Here is a 17,691-nt window from a genome sequence, read left to right as displayed (position 1 = left end):
CCAAATAAGCACTTTTGTGTCGAAACTTTCATAATTGCGACATTCCTGTACGTTCGTACCACAGTTTTCCCTTTGCAACCGCTCTGCATCTTGCATTGGGTATGGCGCCTGCATAAGTATCCGCAGGCCGACTCACGAGGTCGCCCTCACCACCAAAAATGACAACAAATCATGAGGCCAACATGCTTAAACACGCAGTCCTTCCGTTATTAGTGAGCGCTGGCCTTATGGCCGCAGCCCCCGTAGCCCTTGCGGCAACTAACCTGGTGTTCTGCTCCGAAGGGAGCCCGGCCGGTTTCGACCCAGGCCAGTACACCACCGGAACAGACTTCGATGCCTCGGCCGAAACCATGTTCAACCGCCTGAGCCAGTTCGAACGTGGCGGCACCGCCGTCGTTCCTGGCCTGGCCACCAGCTGGGACGTTTCCCCGGATGGCCTGACGTACACCTTCCACCTTCGCGAAGGCGTCAAGTTCCATACCACCCCGTACTTCAAGCCTACTCGTGAATTTTCGGCTGACGACGTACTGTTCACCTTCAACCGAATGATCAATAAAGACGATCCGTTCCGTAAGGCCTACCCTACCGAGTTCCCGTACTTCTCGGACATGGAGATGGACAAGAACATCAAGAACATCGAGAAAGTCGATGACCACACCGTCAAGTTCACCCTTGGCACCGTGGACGCGGCGTTTATCCAGAACCTCGCGATGAGCTTTGCATCGATCCAGTCGGCCGAATATGCCGCCCAACTGTTGAAGGAAGGCAAGGCCGCCGACATCAACCAGAAGCCGATCGGCACTGGTCCGTTCGTGTTCAAGAGCTACCAGAAAGACTCCAACATTCGCTTCACCGGCAACAAGGAATACTGGAAGCCTGAAGACGTCAAGATCGATAACCTGATCTTCGCAATCTCCACGGACCCTTCAGTACGCATCCAGAAACTGAAAAAGAACGAGTGCCAGATCACAGCCTATCCTCGCCCGGCCGATATCAAGCCGCTGGAAGCGGACAAGGACATGAAGATGCCGCACCAGGCCGGCTTCAACCTGGGCTACATCGCCTACAACGTGATGCCTGTGCTCAAGGGCCAGACGACGCCAAACCCGCTGGCTGACCTGCGGGTTCGCCAGGCTTTGGACATGTCGGTGAACAAGCAGCAGATCATCGACTCCGTGTACCAGGGCGCTGGGCAATTGGCCGTCAATGCCATGCCACCCACCCAATGGTCGTACGACACTACGATCAAGGACGCCAAGTACGACCCTGCCAAAGCCAAGGAACTGCTCAAGGAGGCTGGCATAAAGGAAGGCACCGAGATCACTCTTTGGGCCATGCCGGTTCAGCGTCCGTACAACCCGAACGCCAAGCTGATGGCCGAGATGCTGCAGAGCGACTGGAAACAGATCGGCCTGAAGGTCAACATCGTCAGCTACGAGTGGGGCGAGTACATCAAGCGTTCCAAAGGTGGCGAGAACCAGGCGATGATCATCGGCTGGAGCGGTGACAATGGTGACCCTGACAACTGGCTGGGCACCCTGTTTTCGTCCCCGGCGTTGAACGGTAACAACTTCTCCAAGTTCGTTAATAAACAGTATGACGACCTGATCAGCCAGGCCAAATCGACCACGGATGTCGCCAAGCGCACCGAACTGTACAAACAGGCGCAACAGCTGCTTAAACGCGAATTGCCTTACACACCTATCGCGCACTCGACGGTGTATCAACCCATGCGTAATACCGTGCAGGACTTCAAGATCAGCCCGTTTGGCTTGAATTCCTTCTACGGCGTTAGCGTCAGCGGCAAGTAAGGACCAATAACGGCGACGTTTCATAACGTCGCCGTTATTCCATCCGCCTGGACCTTAGGAAACAGACTACGTTTGCAAGCGTTGCCGTCTTACAGCAATGAACTGCGACCCGTGCCTCCGTTGCCTACAAGGTCAGTCAGAATTGACGCATTTACTGCAAGGTCAACGCCCCATAAGGTCGTAGGACAGCAGAGGCATCACTCTGGGAAGGGCACTTGCTGTGTGTGGGATCAGTGAGGTCTGCCTGGCTGCACGCCAGCAGGTAGGCTCGCTGTTGATAACTACAAACAAGGACCGGGATCGTCATGCGCCATACCACCGTTGTATCCGCTCTGTTTGCCACCAGCCTGCTGGCCATGGCCACCATGGGCCAAGCCGCCGAGAAAAAGAGCCTGGTGTTCTGCTCCGAAGGCAGCCCGGCAGGGTTTGACACTGCGCAATACACCACCGCTACCGACAACGATGCGGCGGAGCCTTTGTATAACCGTTTGGTGGAGTTCGAAAAAGGCGCGACCGACGTCGTCCCTGGGCTGGCAACCAAGTGGGATATTTCCCCTGATGGCCTGACCTACACCTTCCACCTGCGTGAAGGGGTGAAGTTCCACAGCAACAAGGAATTCAAGCCGACGCGAGACTTCAACGCCGACGACGTGCTGTTCACCTTCAACCGCATGCTTGACCCCGAGCACCCGTTCCGTAAGGCCTACCCCACCGAGTTTCCGTACTTCAACGGGATGAGCCTGAACAAGAACATCGCCAAGGTCGAGAAAACCGGCCCCTACACCGTAGTGATGACGCTGAACACGGTCGACGCAGCCTTCGTGCAGAACATCGCCATGAGCTTTGCCGCGATCCTTTCGGCGGAATACGCCGAGCAGTTGCTCACGCAAGGCCGGCCCAGCGACATCAACCAGAAGCCGATCGGCACTGGCCCCTTCGTGTTCCAGCGTTACCAGAAAGACTCGCAGATCCGCTACGTGGGCAACAAACAGTACTGGGACCCGAGCCGCGTCAAGCTGGACCAACTGATCTTCGCCATCAACACCGACGCCTCGGTGCGCGTGCAGAAGCTCAAGGCCGGCGAATGCCAGGTGACCCTGCATCCACGCCCCGCCGACGTCGAAGCCCTCAAGACCGACCCGAACCTGCAACTGCTGACCAAACCGGGCTTCAACCTGGGCTATATCTCCTACAACGTACGCCACAAGCCGTTCGATCAGTTGGAAGTACGCCAGGCGCTGGATATGGCGGTGAACAAGCAGAGCATCCTCAATGCTGTGTACCAGGGCGCCGGGCAACTGGCGGTCAACGCCATGCCACCCACGCAGTGGTCCTACGACGACAGCATCAAGGACGCCGCCTACGACCCGGAAAAAGCCAAGCAGTTGCTCAAGGCCGCTGGCGTCAAGGAAGGCACCGAGATCACCCTGTGGGCCATGCCGGTGCAACGCCCGTACAACCCCAACGCCAAGCTGATGGCGGAAATGCTGCAGAACGACTGGGCCAAGATCGGTCTCAAGGTCAAGATCGTCAGCTATGAATGGGGCGAGTACATCAAACGCACCAAGAACGGTGAGCACGATGTCAGCCTGATCGGCTGGACCGGCGACAACGGTGACCCGGACAACTGGCTCGGCACCCTCTACAGCTGCGACGCCATCGGCGGGAACAACTACTCCATGTGGTGCGACCCGGCGTACGACAAGCTGATCAAGCAAGCCAAGGTCGTGACCGACCGTGAACAAAGGACTGTTCTGTACAAACAGGCGCAGCAACTGCTCAAGCAGCAGGTGCCGATCACGCCCATCGCCCACTCGACGGTCAACCAGCCGTTAAGCGCCAAAGTCGAAGGCTTCAAGGTAAGCCCCTTCGGCCGCAACGTGTTCTCGGGCGTCAGCATCAACCCATAAGAAAATAACCGGATGGCGGGGAGCGAAATCAGCTCCCCGGCAAACGTGCAGGCTTTTGTTGGGAATTTTCCTACGCCAAACGTTTGCAATAGCTTGAACAAGTTCCACACCCAATAGCCGGATCACCCAAAAAGACCGGCATTAAAAAAGAGAACCAAAGGAGCTTCACCCATGAAACTGAGCAGCAAAGCGCTTCTGGCCTTGGCCATCAGCAGTATCACGGCCACCGCCTACGCTGAAACGCAAAGCCAGGACTTCGTTCCTACCACCCTGGCCGGCACCAGCGCCCAAAGCGAGGCCAAAGGCTTTATCGAAGATTTCAGCCTGGGCGGCACCACGCGTAACTGGTACTCCCATGAAAGCAAATACCGCGGGGGCACCTTCTCGTACCAGAAACACGGCCAGACCCTGACCGATCGCAACCGTACCAACTGGGTCCAAGGCACCATCCTCAACGCCAGCTCGGGTTTCACCCAGGGCACCGTTGGGGTCAAGACTGAAGTGGCGGTGTACAACGCCCTGGTACTGGACCGCAGCAAGCGTGATATCAAAGGCGGCTCCAACCGTACCCTGGCCGACTCCAACGGTGACGCCGTAGACCAGTGGAGCAAACTGGGCCTGGCCAACGTGCAATTCCGTGTGTCCAACACCACACTGACCGCCGGTCGCCAGAACTTCAGCAGCGGCATCGTCGACACCATCGGCAACCGTGCTCTGCCTTCGAGCTTCCAGGGCGTGAGCTTCAACAGCGAAGAGTTCAGCAACCTGTCGTTCCAGGGCGGCGTGTTCGACCGCGTTTCCCCACGTAGCGAGCAGAGCCTGTCGAAATTCCGTACCGAATACGGCAATGGCGCAGAAACCGACAAAGTGTCGACCCTGGGTGTGAACTACCAGCCGCTGAAAAGCCTGAAGACCAGCTTCTTCGCCGCTAACGTGAAGGACTTCTGGAACCAGTACTACTTCGGCGCCACCCACGAGCTGGGCGACGCGCAGCAGTTGGGCCTGACCACCGGCTTCAACTACTACAAGACTGTCGATGAAGGCAAAAAAGAGATGGGGGAAATCGACAACGATACCTTCTCCCTCTCCCTGGGCCTGACTCACCAGGCACACAGCCTGACCTTTGGCTACCAGCAAGTGAACGGTAACGAGTACTTCGACTACCTGCACGAAACCAACGGTATCTACCTGGCCAACTCCCTGACGTCTGACTTCAACGGCCCGAACGAGAAATCCTTCCAGATCGCCTATGCCATCAACATGGCTGAATACGGCGTACCTGGCCTTAAGTTCAACGCCTACTCGGCACGCGGCTGGGGCATCGACGGCACCCACTACACCGGCAACAATGGCCGGGCCAAGTTTGCCTATGACGGCATCCAGTCCCAGGACGGCGAGAAGCACCAGGAATACGGTGTAGGCGCCTCTTACGCGCTGCAGAGCGGCCCGCTCAAAGCCACCACCGTGCGCGCAACCTATGTTGAGCACCGTGGCAGCGAGTTCCAGTCCGACGGCAGCATCAAAGAGTTCCGTCTGGTTACCACAATCCCGTTCAACATCCTTTAATTAGTGCCAGGCAGGCGGCGAGCTCAGGACGAGCTTGCCGCCTACGCTTTTCTGGTTCCATCGATTGCAGAGGGCTCTGAATGAAAATGCTCCCACTACAAGCCGCCATGGCCGCTGCGCTGTTGAGCGTGGCGATCGGCGTTTCGGCCAAACCGCTGGTGGTCTGCACCGAAGCCAGCCCGGAAGGTTTCGACCCGGTCCTGTACACCACTGCCGTGACCGCTGACGCCGCCGCTGAAACCATGTTCAACCGCCTGGTGGACTTCAAGCCCGGCACCACAGAAGTGGTGCCTGCCCTGGCCAAAGACCTGCCGGAAATCAGCGCCGATGGCCTGACCTACACCTTCCACCTGCGTGACGACATCAAGTTCCACACCACCGACTATTTCAAACCCACGCGCAACCTGAATGCCGATGATGTGCTTTGGAGCTTCCAGCGCCAGCTGGACCCGAATCACCCTTGGCATAAAAAGTCCAACGTGGGCTATCCGTACTTCGAAAGCATGGGCTTTAAAGAACTGCTCAAGAGCGTAGAGAAAACCGACGATCACACCGTCGTCTTTACCCTGACCCGTCCTGAAGCCCCGTTCCTGGCCGACCTGGCCATGGCGTTTTCCTCGATTCACTCCGCCGAATATGCCGACCAGTTGCTCAAGTCCGGCAAGACCGATGACCTGAACGCCAAGCCCATCGGCACCGGGCCGTTCATCTTCAACCGCTACGCAAAAGATGCCCAGGTGCGTTTCAAGGCCAACCCGGAGTACTTCCGTGGCAAGCCGCCGGCCGACCCGCTTATTCTGGCAATCACCACCGATAGCAATGTGCGCCTGCAAAAGCTCAAGGCCAACGAATGCCAGATCGCGCTGTATCCCAAGCCCGATGATGTACCCAGCGCCAAGGCTGATCCCAACCTGAAAGTGGCGGAACTAGCGGCGATGACCACCAGCTACACCGCCATGAATACCACCCACAAGTACATGAGCGATGCGCGGGTACGTCACGCGATCAATATTGCCTTCGATAAAAAGGGCTACAACGAATCGCTGTACGGCAAAGGCAACGCCGTCGATGCCACCGGGCCGTACCCGCCGACCCTGCTGGGCTTCAGTGACAAGCTGAAAAACCCAGTTCGCGACTTGGACAAGGCGCGCGCCCTGCTCAAGGAAGCCGGCGTACCGGAAGGCACCGAGTTCACCCTGTTTACCCGTAACGGCGGCGGCCCGACCAACCCCAACCCGATGCTCGGCGCCCAGCGCATGCAGGCGGATCTGGCCCAGATTGGCCTGAAGGTCAATATCAAGGTCATGGAGTGGGGCGAAATGCTCAAGCGCGCTAAAGCCGGCGAACACGACATGGTTTCTGCAGGCTGGGCCGGGGATAACGGCGACCCGGATAACTTCCTCACCCCTAACCTGAGTTGCGACGCAGCGAAAAACGGCGAAAACTACGCCCGCTGGTGTAACAAAGAGTTTCAAGACTTGATCGACAAGGCCCGCGCCGACGCTGAACCCGCCGAACGCGCCGCACTCTATGAACAAGCTTTGGCCGTTTTCGAGAAGGACCAACCGTGGATCCCCATGGCCTACCCGAAAATGTTTACCGCCATGCGCAAGAACGTCGAGGGTTATACCCAAAGCCCTCTGACTACCAATAACTTCGCCACCACCCAGGTGAAGTAAATAAGAAAAACGCTCGGCACCGTCGACACTGACGGTGCCGGACCTGCCTAACCGGCTGATTGAGGTACACACCAAGATGTTTAGTTTTATTGCCCGCCGACTGGGGTTATTGATCCCCACGTTCTTCGGCATCACGTTGCTGACCTTTGCGTTGATTCGCATGATTCCAGGCGACCCCGTAGAAGTCATGATGGGCGAGCGACGGGTTGACCCCGAAATGCACGCCCAGGCAATGGAGCGCCTTGGCCTTAACAAGCCGCTGTATGCGCAATACCTGGATTACGTCGGCAAGCTCGCCCAGGGCGACCTTGGCGAATCGCTGCGCACTCGCACCAGCGTGTGGACCGAGTTCACCGCCCTCTTCCCCGCGACCCTGGAACTGTCCATGGCCGCGCTGTTGTTCGCCGGTATTCTGGGCCTGTTGGCCGGGGTGATCGCGGCACTCAAACGAGGATCCCTGTTCGACCACGGGGTGATGGGCATCTCCCTGGCGGGATATTCGATGCCGATCTTCTGGTGGGGCCTGATCCTGATCATGTTCTTCTCGGTGAGCCTGGGCTGGACCCCGGTGTCCGGGCGTATCGACCTGCTCTACGACATCGAGCCACGCACCGGCTTCATGCTGATCGACACCCTGCTGGCCGACGAGCCGGACGCGTTCTGGGATGCGTTGCACCACCTGATCCTGCCAGCCATCGTGCTCGGCACCATCCCGCTGGCGGTGATCGCGCGCATGACCCGTTCGTCGATGCTCGAAGTGCTGCGTGAGGACTACATCCGTACCGCCAAGGCCAAGGGCCTATCGCCGGCGCGCGTGGTGTTCGTGCACGGCCTGCGTAACGCGCTGATCCCGGTGCTCACTGTGGTCGGCCTGCAAGTCGGCACGCTGCTGGCCGGTGCGGTACTGACCGAAACCATCTTCTCGTGGCCCGGCATCGGCAAATGGCTGATCGAAGCCATTGGCGCGCGGGACTACCCGGTGGTGCAAAACGGCATTCTGCTGATCGCCTGCCTGGTGATCCTGGTGAACTTCGTGGTGGATATCCTCTACGGCTTCGCCAACCCACGCATCCGTCACCAGCGCTGAGATCATGACCATGACCACACCTACTCAAGTGTCAGCAGTCGATCAGAGCCTGCTGTACCCGTCCCCGTACAAAGAATTCTGGCAAGCCTTCTCCAAGAACAAAGGCGCGGTTGCCGGCCTGCTGTTCATGTTGCTGATCGTGTTCTGCGCGATCTTCGCCCCGTGGGTTGCGCCGCATAACCCCAGCGAGCAATACCGCGACTTCCTGCTCACGCCACCGGCCTGGCTGGAAGGCGGGCAGATGCAGTTCCTGCTGGGCACCGACGAACTGGGCCGTGACTTGCTCTCGCGCCTGATCCAGGGCTCGCGCCTGTCGTTGCTGATCGGTTTATCGTCGGTGGTGATGTCGCTGATCCCGGGCATCCTGCTGGGCCTGTTCGCTGGGTTCTTCCCGCGCTTGCTCGGCCCGACCATCATGCGCTTGATGGACATCATGCTGGCCCTGCCATCGCTGCTGCTGGCCGTGGCGATTGTGGCCATCCTCGGCCCTGGCCTGATCAACACCGTGATCGCCATCGCCATCGTGTCGTTGCCATCCTATGTGCGCCTGACCCGCGCCGCCGTGATGGGCGAACTGAACCGCGACTACGTGACTGCCGCCCGCCTCGCCGGCGCCGGCCTGCCACGCCTGATGTTCATCACCGTGCTGCCTAACTGCATGGCGCCGCTGATCGTACAAGCGACCTTGAGCTTTTCCTCGGCGATTCTCGATGCCGCGGCCCTGGGCTTCCTCGGCCTTGGCGTACAACCGCCAACCCCTGAGTGGGGCACCATGCTGGCTTCGGCCCGCGACTACATCGAACGCGCCTGGTGGGTGGTGAGCCTGCCTGGCTTGACCATTTTGCTCAGCGTGCTGGCAATCAACTTGATGGGTGACGGCCTGCGCGATGCGCTGGACCCGAAACTCAAGAACGCCGCCTGAGGAGATTCCCATGTCACTGTTAGAAATCAAGAATCTCAACGTGCGCTTCGGCGACAAGACCGCCGTGCCGGTGGTCGATGGCCTCGACATTTCCGTCGACAAGGGCGAAGTCCTGGCAATCGTTGGCGAGTCGGGCTCGGGTAAATCCGTGACCATGATGGCGCTGATGGGCCTGATCGAGCACCCCGGCATCGTGACCGCCGATGCGCTGAACTTCGACGGCAAGGACATGCTCAAGTTGAGCAACCGCCAGCGCCGCCAGATCGTCGGCAAAGACCTGGCGATGGTGTTCCAGGATCCGATGACCGCGCTGAACCCCAGCTACACCGTGGGTTTCCAGATCGAAGAAGTGCTGCGCCTGCATTTGAAAATGTCCGGCAAACAAGCACGCAAACGCGCCATCGAGCTGCTGGAAAAGGTCGAGATCCCAGGCGCTGCCAGCCGTATGGATGCCTACCCGCACCAATTGTCCGGTGGTATGAGCCAACGCGTGGCAATCGCCATGGCGATTGCCGGCGAACCGAAACTGCTGATCGCCGATGAACCGACCACTGCGTTGGACGTGACCATCCAGGCGCAGATCATGGAGCTGCTGTTGGCCCTGCAAAAAGAGCAGAACATGGGCCTGGTGCTGATCACTCATGACCTCGCGGTAGTGGCTGAAACCGCCCAGCGCGTTTGCGTAATGTACGCAGGTCAGGCAGTGGAAGTCGGCCAGGTGCCGCAGTTGTTCGACATTCCGGCACACCCGTACAGCGAAGCGTTGCTCAAGGCGATTCCCGAGCACAGCCTGGGCGCCACGCGCCTGGCCACGCTGCCGGGCATCGTGCCGGGCCGCTATGACCGTCCGCAGGGTTGCCTGCTGTCGCCGCGCTGCCCGTATGTGCAGGACTCCTGCCGCGCCCAGCGGCCGGGCCTCGATCCGAAAAGCAACAGCCTTGCCCGCTGCTTCTACCCGTTGAACCAGGAGGTGGCGTAATGGCCGTCGTACTTACCGCCCGCGACCTCACCCGTCACTACGAAGTGTCCCGTGGCCTCTTCAAGGGCCATGCCACCGTGCGTGCTCTTAATGGTGTGTCTTTTGAGCTGGAAGCCGGCAAGACCCTCGCCGTGGTAGGCGAGTCGGGCTGTGGCAAATCCACCCTGGCCCGCGCCCTGACGCTGATTGAAGAGCCCTCGTCGGGCTCGTTGAAAATCGCCGGGCAAGAAGTGGCCGGCGCCAACAAGGCTCAGCGCAAGCAATTGCGCAAAGACGTGCAGATGGTGTTCCAGAGCCCCTATGCCTCGTTGAACCCTCGCCAGAAAGTCGGCGATCAACTGGCCGAACCGCTGCTGATCAACACCCACCTGTCCGCTGCCGAGCGCCGCGAAAAAGTGCAGGCGATGATGAAGCAAGTGGGCCTGCGCCCTGAGCATTATCAGCGCTACCCGCACATGTTCTCCGGTGGTCAGCGCCAGCGTATCGCCCTGGCTCGGGCAATGATGCTGCAACCCAAGGTGCTGGTGGCGGACGAACCGACCTCGGCGCTGGACGTGTCGATCCAGGCACAGGTGCTTAACCTGTTCATGGATTTGCAGCAGGAATTCAACACCGCCTACGTGTTCATTTCCCACAACCTGGCGGTGGTACAGCACGTAGCTGACGATGTGATGGTGATGTACCTCGGCCGCCCGGTTGAGGTGGGCCCCAAGGAAGACATCTACGCACGCCCGCTGCACCCTTACACCCAGGCGCTGCTGTCGGCCACGCCGACCATTCACCCGGACCCGAGCAAGCCAAAGATCAAGATCGTCGGCGAACTGCCCAACCCACTGAACCCGCCGCCGGGTTGCGCGTTCCACAAGCGCTGCCCGTATGCGACCGAGCGCTGCAGCAGTGAGGAGCCGCTGTTGCGGCCGTTGGATAACCGGCAGGTGGCTTGTCACTACGCGGAGCAATTCGTGGCCTGAAGCAACATTGTTTCCCTCTGTGGGAGCGGGCTTGCTCGCGAATGCGTGGGTTCAGCTACAGATGGGTTGCTGACACACCGTCTTCGCGAGCAAGCCCGCCCCACAGGGGTAATGCGTAATATCGAGTTCCATCGCCCTTCCCGCCAGATTGCGCATCAGTCTGGCTGGAGGGGCTTTTTTTTGCGCGGTTGTAACAAAAAACATACCGTTTGAACCCATGCCAAAAGCCCTGAAAACATTGAGCCAGAGCGTTTCGAAAAGTGTATAGATTGTAAATGCAATTTACTTCTGTTTGAGAATCAATACCATTACGACGCACGGAGAGCGCTGGATGCACGACAAAAATTCAGACGCCTCTCGTTCAATCGCCCCTCCTAAAGGACTTTGTGGACATGTCGTCTCAATTCAGGCTCAGCCATCTCTCGCTGGCGTTTATCGCTACCCTTTCGTCCCCCGCGCTGCTGGCGCAGAGTGTGGAAAAAGAGCGCGATAAAGTGCCGATCCAAGCGACAGACCTGCCGGTGGATGGCACGCCCCAAGCCCTGGTGCTGGGCGAAACGCGTGTATTGGGCACCGCTGCCGAAGAACTCAAGCAGGCGCCCGGTGTGTCGATCATCACCGCCGAAGACATCAAGAAACGCCCGCCCACCAACGACCTGTCGGAGATCATCCGCCGCGAGCCGGGCGTGAACCTGACCGGCAACAGTTCCAGCGGCAGCCGTGGCAACAACCGCCAAATCGACCTGCGCGGCATGGGCCCGGAAAACACCCTGATCCTGATCGATGGCAAGCCGTCCACCTCCCGAAACGCCGTGCGTTATGGCTGGAGCGGCGACCGCGATACCCGTGGCGAAACCAATTGGGTGCCGGCCGAAGAAGTCGAACGCATTGAAATCCTGCGCGGCCCGGCCGCCGCCCGTTATGGCTCCGGTGCCATGGGCGGTGTCATCAACATCATCACCAAACGCCCCACCGACCAACTGCACGGCTCGCTGACCGCCTACACCGCCTTCCCCGAAAACGATGCCGAAGGCGCGAGCAAACGCACCAACTTCAACCTCAGCGGCCCGTTGACCGACACACTGGCGTTCCGCGTCTATGGCGGCCTGAACAAGACCGACGCCGATGACGCCGACATCAACCGCGCAGCACAGGCGACCCCAGACTCGCTGGTGGCCGGCCGCGAGGGCGTGCGCAATAAAGACGTGAACGGCTTGCTGAGCTGGCAGTTCACCCCCGAGCAAACCCTCGACCTGGAAGCCAGCTACAGCCGCCAGGGCAATATTTTCGCCGGCGATACCATGCTCAACGGCGGTGGCGCGTTCGTGGAAAGCCTGGTGGGCAAGGAAACCAGTGTGATTCAACGCAGCAGCTTTTCGGCCACGCACCGCGGCGAGTTCGACTGGGGCTCGACCCTGGCTTCGCTAACCCACGACCTGACCCGCAACGAACGCCTCAATGAAGGCCTGGCCGGTTCTGGCGAGGGTGCGCCGTCTGCCAGCGCAGGCCGTTTCGAGTCGCGCTTGCGCAACACTCGGGCCACCGCCGAGGTCAACCTGCCCCTGAGCGTCGGTGCCGAACAGGTGCTGACCCTGGGCAGCGAGTACCTCTACGAGTCGATGAACGACCCAGGCTCGTTGCGCCCGCAAAGCTATGACCCAGGCACCGGCGGCGTCCCCGCCATCCCGGGCGTGAGCCGCAACAGCACCAAGACCACCGCCTCGAGCTACGCCTTGTTTGCCGAGGACAACATCGAGCTAGGCAGCAAGGCTGTCATCACGCCTGGCTTGCGCTTCGACGACCATGAGGAATACGGCGGCAACTGGAGCCCCAGCTTCAACGCCTCGCACCAGTTGACCGATGAATTGAGCATCAAGGGTGGCATCGCCCGCGCCTATAAAACACCCAACCTGTACCAGTCCAACCCGAACTATTTGCTGTACAGCCGTGGCAATGGCTGCAACGCCAGCGAAGCCAACATGGGCGGTTGCTACCTGGTGGGTAATCGCGACCTGAAGCCGGAAATCAGCGTCAACAAGGAAATCGGCCTGGCTTTCGACAAGGGCACCTGGCGTACCAGTGCGACGTACTTCCGTAATGACTACAAGAACAAGATCAACGCCAGTAACGAGGCGGCCTTCCGCCTGGGCAACGGTCGCCGCGTGCTGGAGTGGGAAAACAGCGGGCCCGCCTTGGTGCAGGGCGTTGAAGGCAACCTGTTCATCAGCCTGCGCGATGATCTGGACTTGAATACCAACCTGACCTACATGATCGACTCCAAGGACAAGGACACCGGCGAGCCCTTGAGCATCATCCCCAAGTACACCGTCAACACCACGCTGGATTGGCAAGCCACTGACAAGCTGTCATTCCAGGTCAGCGGCACCTATTACGGCAAACAAGAAGCACCGACGCTCAACTCACGCAGCGCCAGCAGTTACGAGCGCAGCGCCCAGCAGGACGTCGACCCGTACGGGTTGATGGGCCTGAGCAGCGGCTACGAATTCAGCAAAAACCTGAGCGTACGCGTGGGCATCAACAACCTCCTGGACAAGCGCCTGTCTCGCAAAGGTAACGCCGACGACGCCGGTGCCCAGACCTACAATGAACCGGGCCGCGCTTACTTCGCGTCGGTGACTACATCGTTCTAAGGCATTGTTTGAGGTCTGAAAAGCGCCTCCCACCAGCTATAGGCTGGCGGGAGGCGCTTTCTTTCTAGCGAGCCTACGTTTGGCTATCGCCTTCGTCTGCGTCTGCGTCGTCGCTGTCGGGCTCGTCGGTAGTAGAGTCATCATCACCCTCGCTGCCGCCCTGGCCCTGATCGCCTGGTTCGGCTTCGGACTTGGCCAACTGCAAGTGCGATGCCTGACCACTGGTCACCACCGCTGCGCTCGGTACCGGGTTATGCGCCCAGGCCGTCGACATCCCCAACGACAACAGCACCAGCACTTTCATCAACAGCACTATTCGTTGAAAAATACTCATGATCGATTCCGTCCAGTCAGTAAATGGGCCCCGCACGGCAGTCATTAACTGCCACCAGCGTTTACGCTAGTCGCGATGCCGGATTACCGCCAATCCCCAGCCTTTAGGAGGTCAAAATGTGGGAGGGGGCTTGCCCCCGATTACGGAGTGTCAGAGCCCAATACACTGGCTGACACACCGCTATCGGGGGCAAGCCCCCTCCCACATTCTCTGAACCGCTCAAACCTTAGTGGTGTTCGCGGGTCGCGCGGAATTTCACATCCGGCCAGCGCTCTTCCATCAACGCCAGGTTCACCCGCGTCGGCGCCAGGTAGGTCAGGTGACCACCGCCGTCGATTGCCAGGTTTTCCACGGCCTTGTTGGAGAACTCTTCCAACTTCTTCTTATCGCTGCAATCAATCCAGCGCGCCGAATACACGGTGATCGGCTCATACGAACACTCAACCTTGTATTCCTCTTTCAAGCGGCTGGCGACCACATCGAACTGCAGCACACCCACGGCGCCGAGGATGATGTCGTTGCTGCGCTCGGGGAAGAACACCTGGGTGGCGCCCTCTTCGGCCAATTGCTGCAAGCCTTGGCGCAGTTGCTTGGACTTGAGCGGGTCACGCAGGCGCACGCGGCGGAACAGTTCCGGGGCGAAATGCGGAATGCCGGTGAAGCCCAGGGCTTCGCCTTCGGTAAAGGTGTCGCCGATCTGGATGGTGCCGTGGTTGTGCAGGCCGATGATGTCGCCGGCAAACGCCTCTTCCAGCTGTTCACGCTCGGAGGAGAAGAACGTCAGGGCGTCGCCGATGCGTACGTCCTTGCCGGTGCGCACGTGGCGCATCTTCATGCCTTTTTCGTACTTGCCGGAGCAGATGCGCATAAAGGCGATACGGTCGCGGTGTTTGGGGTCCATGTTCGCCTGGATCTTGAACACGAAGCCGGTGAATTTCTCTTCCACCGGTTCCACGGTGCGCTCGTTGGCAACGCGGGCCAGGGGTTTTGGCGCCCAGTCCACGACGGCGTCGAGCACGTGGTCGACACCGAAGTTGCCCAGCGCGGTACCGAAGAACACCGGCGTCAGTTGGCCGTCGAGGAATTCCTGCTGGTTGAACTCATGGCAGGCGCCCTGCACCAGTTCCAGCTGGTCGACGAAACGATCGTACTCGTCGCCCAGGTGGGCACGGGCTTCGTCGGAGTCGAGCTTCTCGATGATCTTGGTTTCGGTGCGTTCATGGCCGTGGCCGGCGGTGTAGACAATGATGTAGTCGTCGGCCAGGTGGTACACGCCCTTGAAGTCGCGGTAGCAACCAATCGGCCAGGTGATGGGCGCGGCCTTGATCTTCAGGACGGCTTCGATTTCATCCAGCAGCTCGATGGGGTCGCGGATATCGCGGTCGAGTTTGTTGATGAAACTGACAATCGGCGTATCACGCAGACGGCACACGTCCATCAGCGCGATGGTACGTGGCTCGACGCCTTTACCGCCGTCGAGGACCATCAGCGCCGAGTCCACCGCGGTGAGGGTGCGGTAGGTATCTTCGGAGAAGTCTTCGTGCCCCGGGGTGTCGAGCAGGTTGATCATGTGCTCGCGATACGGGAACTGCATGACCGACGTGGTAATGGAAATACCCCGTTGTTTTTCCATTTCCATCCAGTCGGAGGTGGCATGGCGGTCGGATTTGCGCGATTTCACCGTGCCGGCCACCGCGATCGCCTTGCCCATCAGCAACAGCTTTTCGGTGATGGTGGTCTTACCGGCATCGGGGTGGGAAATAATGGCGAAAGTGCGGCGTTTCGCGACTTCGGCGGCCTGGTGGGTCATGGGAAATCGCCTGGCAGGTGAGTCAAAAAAGGGCGGCGAGTATAGCGCAAACGCGAGGGTACGGACCACCGTTGAGCCCATTGGGGGTGGCTAAATGCGCCCAAGTGTGGAACCTTTTAAAAGGTCGAGACGTCCACTCCCCTGCTATCGCACTCGGAACAGGGGCTGAAATATCAGCAAGTTAGCCTGACGAGGCTGCGCTCATGGCTCGATCGCATACTGCATTGCCAGTATCGGCGAGTTGCTTTTCGCGAACTCATTCAGAGGCAGCCAGGAATGGCAGTGCCGCCGGAAATGTGTTCGCCGACAAAAGAAAAAAAGGAGTCCGCCTGTGGCTATTCGCTATGGCAAAGGGCTGATAGGAGGCGCGGTTGTCGTCGCGCTCCTGGCCCTGCTGGTCCACTGGATCGGCATCAACACGATCGAACTGTACCGCGACGATTTGTTGTTTTACCTGCAAGCTCACCTGATTCTCGTCCTAGTCTCCATGCTGGCAGCCCTGATTGTGGGCATCCCCGCCGGTATCCTGCTCAGCCGACCCAACATGGTCGGGCGCGCAGAACGTTTCATGCAGATCTTCAACATCGGCAACACCGTCCCTCCCCTGGCCGTACTGGCCATCGCCCTCGGCGTCCTCGGCATCGGCAGCGGCCCGGCCATCTTCGCGCTGTTCCTTGCCTCGCTCCTGCCCATCGTACGCAACACCTACGAAGGCCTGAAAAACGTTCAGGGCTCCCTCAAGGAAGCCGCCACCGGCATCGGCATGACGCCGCGCCAGGTGCTGTTTCGCGTGGAGCTGCCCAACGCCGTGCCGATCATCATCGGCGGTGTGCGCGTGGCCCTGGCGATCAACGTCGGTACCGCACCGCTGGCGTTCCTGATTGGCGCCAACAGCCTGGGCAGCCTGATCTTCCCCGGCATCGCTCTGAACAATCAGCCGCAACTGTTGCTCGGCGCCGCGTGTACCGCGCTGCTGGCATTGCTGCTTGATGGCCTGGTGACCATGGCTAGCCGCCTCTGGCTGGAACGCGGGTTACGCCCGTCTTAAGCCCGGTAAAGGAATTCACATGAAAAAACTGAGCTTGATATTAGGCTGCGTCCTGCTGCTTGCAGGTATTGCGCAAGCCGCCGAAAAACCCGTGATCCGCATCGGCGCCCGGGTGTTCACCGAGCAGACCCTGCTCGCCGAAATCACTTCCCAATACCTGCGCACCAAGGGCTACGACGCCCGCGTGACCGGCGGCCTGGGCAGCAACCTGGCGCGCAGTGCCCAGGAAAGCGGGCAACTGGACCTGATATGGGAATACACCGGCGTGTCGCTGGTGGCCTACAACCATATCGACGAGAAACTCGACAGCGAGCAGTCCTACGCTCGGGTCAAAGAACTCGATGCGAAAAAAGGCTTGGTCTGGCTGTCGCCGTCGCGTTTCAGCAACACCTACGCCCTGGCACTGCCGGAGAAAGTTGCTGAGGAACATCCCGAGATCAACAGCATCAGCGATCTCACCAAAGCCATGGCCGAGGACATCAAGGAACAGCGCCTGGTCGCCCTGGACACCGAGTTCGCCAACCGCTCCGACGGCCTGGCGGGCATGGTCAAGCTGTACGACATGAACCTGACGCGCAAAAACACCCGGCAGATGGACGCGGGCCTGGTCTACACCGCCCTGCGTAATGGCCAGGTGTTTGCCGGACTGGTCTACACCACCGACGGGCGCCTCAACGCCTTTAAGTTGAAGCTGCTCGAAGACGACAAGCACTACTTCCCGGATTACACCGCAGCCCCGGTGATCCGCCAGGAATACCTCGACAAACACCCGCAACTGGCCGCCGAACTCAAGCCTTTGGCCCACCTGTTCGACGACGAAACCATGCGCCAGCTCAATGCACGGGTCGACGTCGACCATGAAAGCCCGTCCGCCGTTGCCGCCGATTTCCTGCGCCAACATCCAATCAACTAAAAAGGAGAAG

The 17,691-nt window shown here is 59.6% G+C and carries 13 protein-coding genes; 11 read left to right on the top strand and 2 right to left on the bottom strand.

Annotation, left to right across the window (positions count from 1 at the left end):
• Positions 1-182 precede the first annotated feature (182 nt).
• The 9 genes from AB9N64_RS22465 (at position 183) to AB9N64_RS22425 (ending at position 13,576) form a co-directional block, all read left to right on the top strand.
• Positions 183-1,811 (top strand): ABC transporter substrate-binding protein, encoded by a 1,629-nt coding sequence (locus AB9N64_RS22465; protein ID WP_014716900.1) that lies wholly within the window; start codon positions 183-185, stop codon positions 1,809-1,811.
• A gap of 305 nt (positions 1,812-2,116) precedes the next feature.
• Entirely contained in the window at positions 2,117-3,721 is a 1,605-nt protein-coding gene (locus AB9N64_RS22460; RefSeq protein WP_032904009.1) for an ABC transporter substrate-binding protein, read from the top strand.
• Positions 3,722-3,892: 171 nt separating this feature from the next.
• The gene (locus tag AB9N64_RS22455; RefSeq protein ID WP_014716898.1) at positions 3,893-5,287 is read left to right on the top strand and encodes an OprD family outer membrane porin; all 1,395 of its coding nucleotides are present in this window, start codon (positions 3,893-3,895) and stop codon (positions 5,285-5,287) included.
• Between the two features lie 80 nt (positions 5,288-5,367).
• Positions 5,368-6,966 carry an ABC transporter substrate-binding protein gene (locus tag AB9N64_RS22450; protein ID WP_014716897.1) on the top strand — a complete coding sequence of 533 codons (1,599 nt, stop codon included), beginning with the start codon at positions 5,368-5,370 and terminating at the stop codon, positions 6,964-6,966.
• A gap of 76 nt (positions 6,967-7,042) precedes the next feature.
• Positions 7,043-8,053 carry an ABC transporter permease subunit gene (locus AB9N64_RS22445; RefSeq protein ID WP_003171721.1) on the top strand — a complete coding sequence of 337 codons (1,011 nt, stop codon included), beginning with the start codon at positions 7,043-7,045 and terminating at the stop codon, positions 8,051-8,053.
• A gap of 10 nt (positions 8,054-8,063) precedes the next feature.
• Positions 8,064-8,975: an ABC transporter permease subunit gene (locus AB9N64_RS22440; protein ID WP_003188486.1), complete on the top strand. Its 912-nt coding sequence runs from the start codon at positions 8,064-8,066 to the stop codon at positions 8,973-8,975.
• A 10-nt stretch (positions 8,976-8,985) separates the two neighbouring features.
• Positions 8,986-9,954 carry an ABC transporter ATP-binding protein gene (locus AB9N64_RS22435; protein ID WP_014716896.1) on the top strand — a complete coding sequence of 323 codons (969 nt, stop codon included), beginning with the start codon at positions 8,986-8,988 and terminating at the stop codon, positions 9,952-9,954.
• Positions 9,954-10,925 carry a peptide ABC transporter ATP-binding protein gene (locus tag AB9N64_RS22430; RefSeq protein ID WP_014716895.1) on the top strand — a complete coding sequence of 324 codons (972 nt, stop codon included), beginning with the start codon at positions 9,954-9,956 and terminating at the stop codon, positions 10,923-10,925. Before AB9N64_RS22435 ends, AB9N64_RS22430 begins: the two co-directional genes overlap by 1 nt.
• A gap of 392 nt (positions 10,926-11,317) precedes the next feature.
• Positions 11,318-13,576: a TonB-dependent siderophore receptor gene (locus AB9N64_RS22425; RefSeq protein ID WP_371359669.1), complete on the top strand. Its 2,259-nt coding sequence runs from the start codon at positions 11,318-11,320 to the stop codon at positions 13,574-13,576.
• Positions 13,577-13,649: 73 nt separating this feature from the next.
• Here the strand turns inward: AB9N64_RS22425 and AB9N64_RS22420 are convergent, their stop codons facing one another.
• Positions 13,650-13,910: a hypothetical protein gene (locus AB9N64_RS22420; protein ID WP_032904007.1), complete on the bottom strand. Its 261-nt coding sequence runs from the start codon at positions 13,908-13,910 to the stop codon at positions 13,650-13,652.
• A 226-nt stretch (positions 13,911-14,136) separates the two neighbouring features.
• Positions 14,137-15,720: a peptide chain release factor 3 gene (locus AB9N64_RS22415; protein WP_003188476.1), complete on the bottom strand. Its 1,584-nt coding sequence runs from the start codon at positions 15,718-15,720 to the stop codon at positions 14,137-14,139.
• A 331-nt stretch (positions 15,721-16,051) separates the two neighbouring features.
• Here AB9N64_RS22415 and AB9N64_RS22410 point away from each other — a divergent pair, with 331 nt between their 5' ends.
• On the top strand, positions 16,052-16,768 hold the full coding sequence (locus AB9N64_RS22410) for an ABC transporter permease (RefSeq protein WP_004372306.1): 717 nt from the start codon (positions 16,052-16,054) through the stop codon (positions 16,766-16,768).
• 19 nt (positions 16,769-16,787) lie between these two features.
• On the top strand, positions 16,788-17,681 hold the full coding sequence (locus AB9N64_RS22405) for a glycine betaine ABC transporter substrate-binding protein (protein WP_282398970.1): 894 nt from the start codon (positions 16,788-16,790) through the stop codon (positions 17,679-17,681).
• Positions 17,682-17,691 lie beyond the last annotated feature (10 nt).

Origin of the sequence: Pseudomonas sp. KT_2_4, assembly GCF_041410225.1 — a bacterium.
GTDB lineage: Bacteria > Pseudomonadota > Gammaproteobacteria > Pseudomonadales > Pseudomonadaceae > Aquipseudomonas > Aquipseudomonas paracarnis.
Note: the sequence above shows the minus strand (reverse complement) of the source record. Positions and strands in the feature narration are given on the sequence as shown.

Excerpts from the sequence above, each read along its gene's own strand:
- AB9N64_RS22465 (WP_014716900.1), top strand. The coding sequence starts at position 183 with ATGCTTAAACACGCAGTCCTTCCGTTATTAGTGAGCGCTGGCCTTATG.
- AB9N64_RS22460 (WP_032904009.1), top strand. The coding sequence starts at position 2,117 with ATGCGCCATACCACCGTTGTATCCGCTCTGTTTGCCACCAGCCTGCTG.
- AB9N64_RS22455 (WP_014716898.1), top strand. The coding sequence starts at position 3,893 with ATGAAACTGAGCAGCAAAGCGCTTCTGGCCTTGGCCATCAGCAGTATC.
- AB9N64_RS22450 (WP_014716897.1), top strand. The coding sequence starts at position 5,368 with ATGAAAATGCTCCCACTACAAGCCGCCATGGCCGCTGCGCTGTTGAGC.
- AB9N64_RS22445 (WP_003171721.1), top strand. The coding sequence starts at position 7,043 with ATGTTTAGTTTTATTGCCCGCCGACTGGGGTTATTGATCCCCACGTTC.
- AB9N64_RS22440 (WP_003188486.1), top strand. The coding sequence starts at position 8,064 with ATGACCACACCTACTCAAGTGTCAGCAGTCGATCAGAGCCTGCTGTAC.
- AB9N64_RS22435 (WP_014716896.1), top strand. The coding sequence starts at position 8,986 with ATGTCACTGTTAGAAATCAAGAATCTCAACGTGCGCTTCGGCGACAAG.
- AB9N64_RS22430 (WP_014716895.1), top strand. The coding sequence starts at position 9,954 with ATGGCCGTCGTACTTACCGCCCGCGACCTCACCCGTCACTACGAAGTG.
- AB9N64_RS22425 (WP_371359669.1), top strand. The coding sequence starts at position 11,318 with ATGTCGTCTCAATTCAGGCTCAGCCATCTCTCGCTGGCGTTTATCGCT.
- AB9N64_RS22420 (WP_032904007.1), bottom strand. The coding sequence starts at position 13,910 with ATGAGTATTTTTCAACGAATAGTGCTGTTGATGAAAGTGCTGGTGCTG.
- AB9N64_RS22415 (WP_003188476.1), bottom strand. The coding sequence starts at position 15,720 with ATGACCCACCAGGCCGCCGAAGTCGCGAAACGCCGCACTTTCGCCATT.
- AB9N64_RS22405 (WP_282398970.1), top strand. The coding sequence starts at position 16,788 with ATGAAAAAACTGAGCTTGATATTAGGCTGCGTCCTGCTGCTTGCAGGT.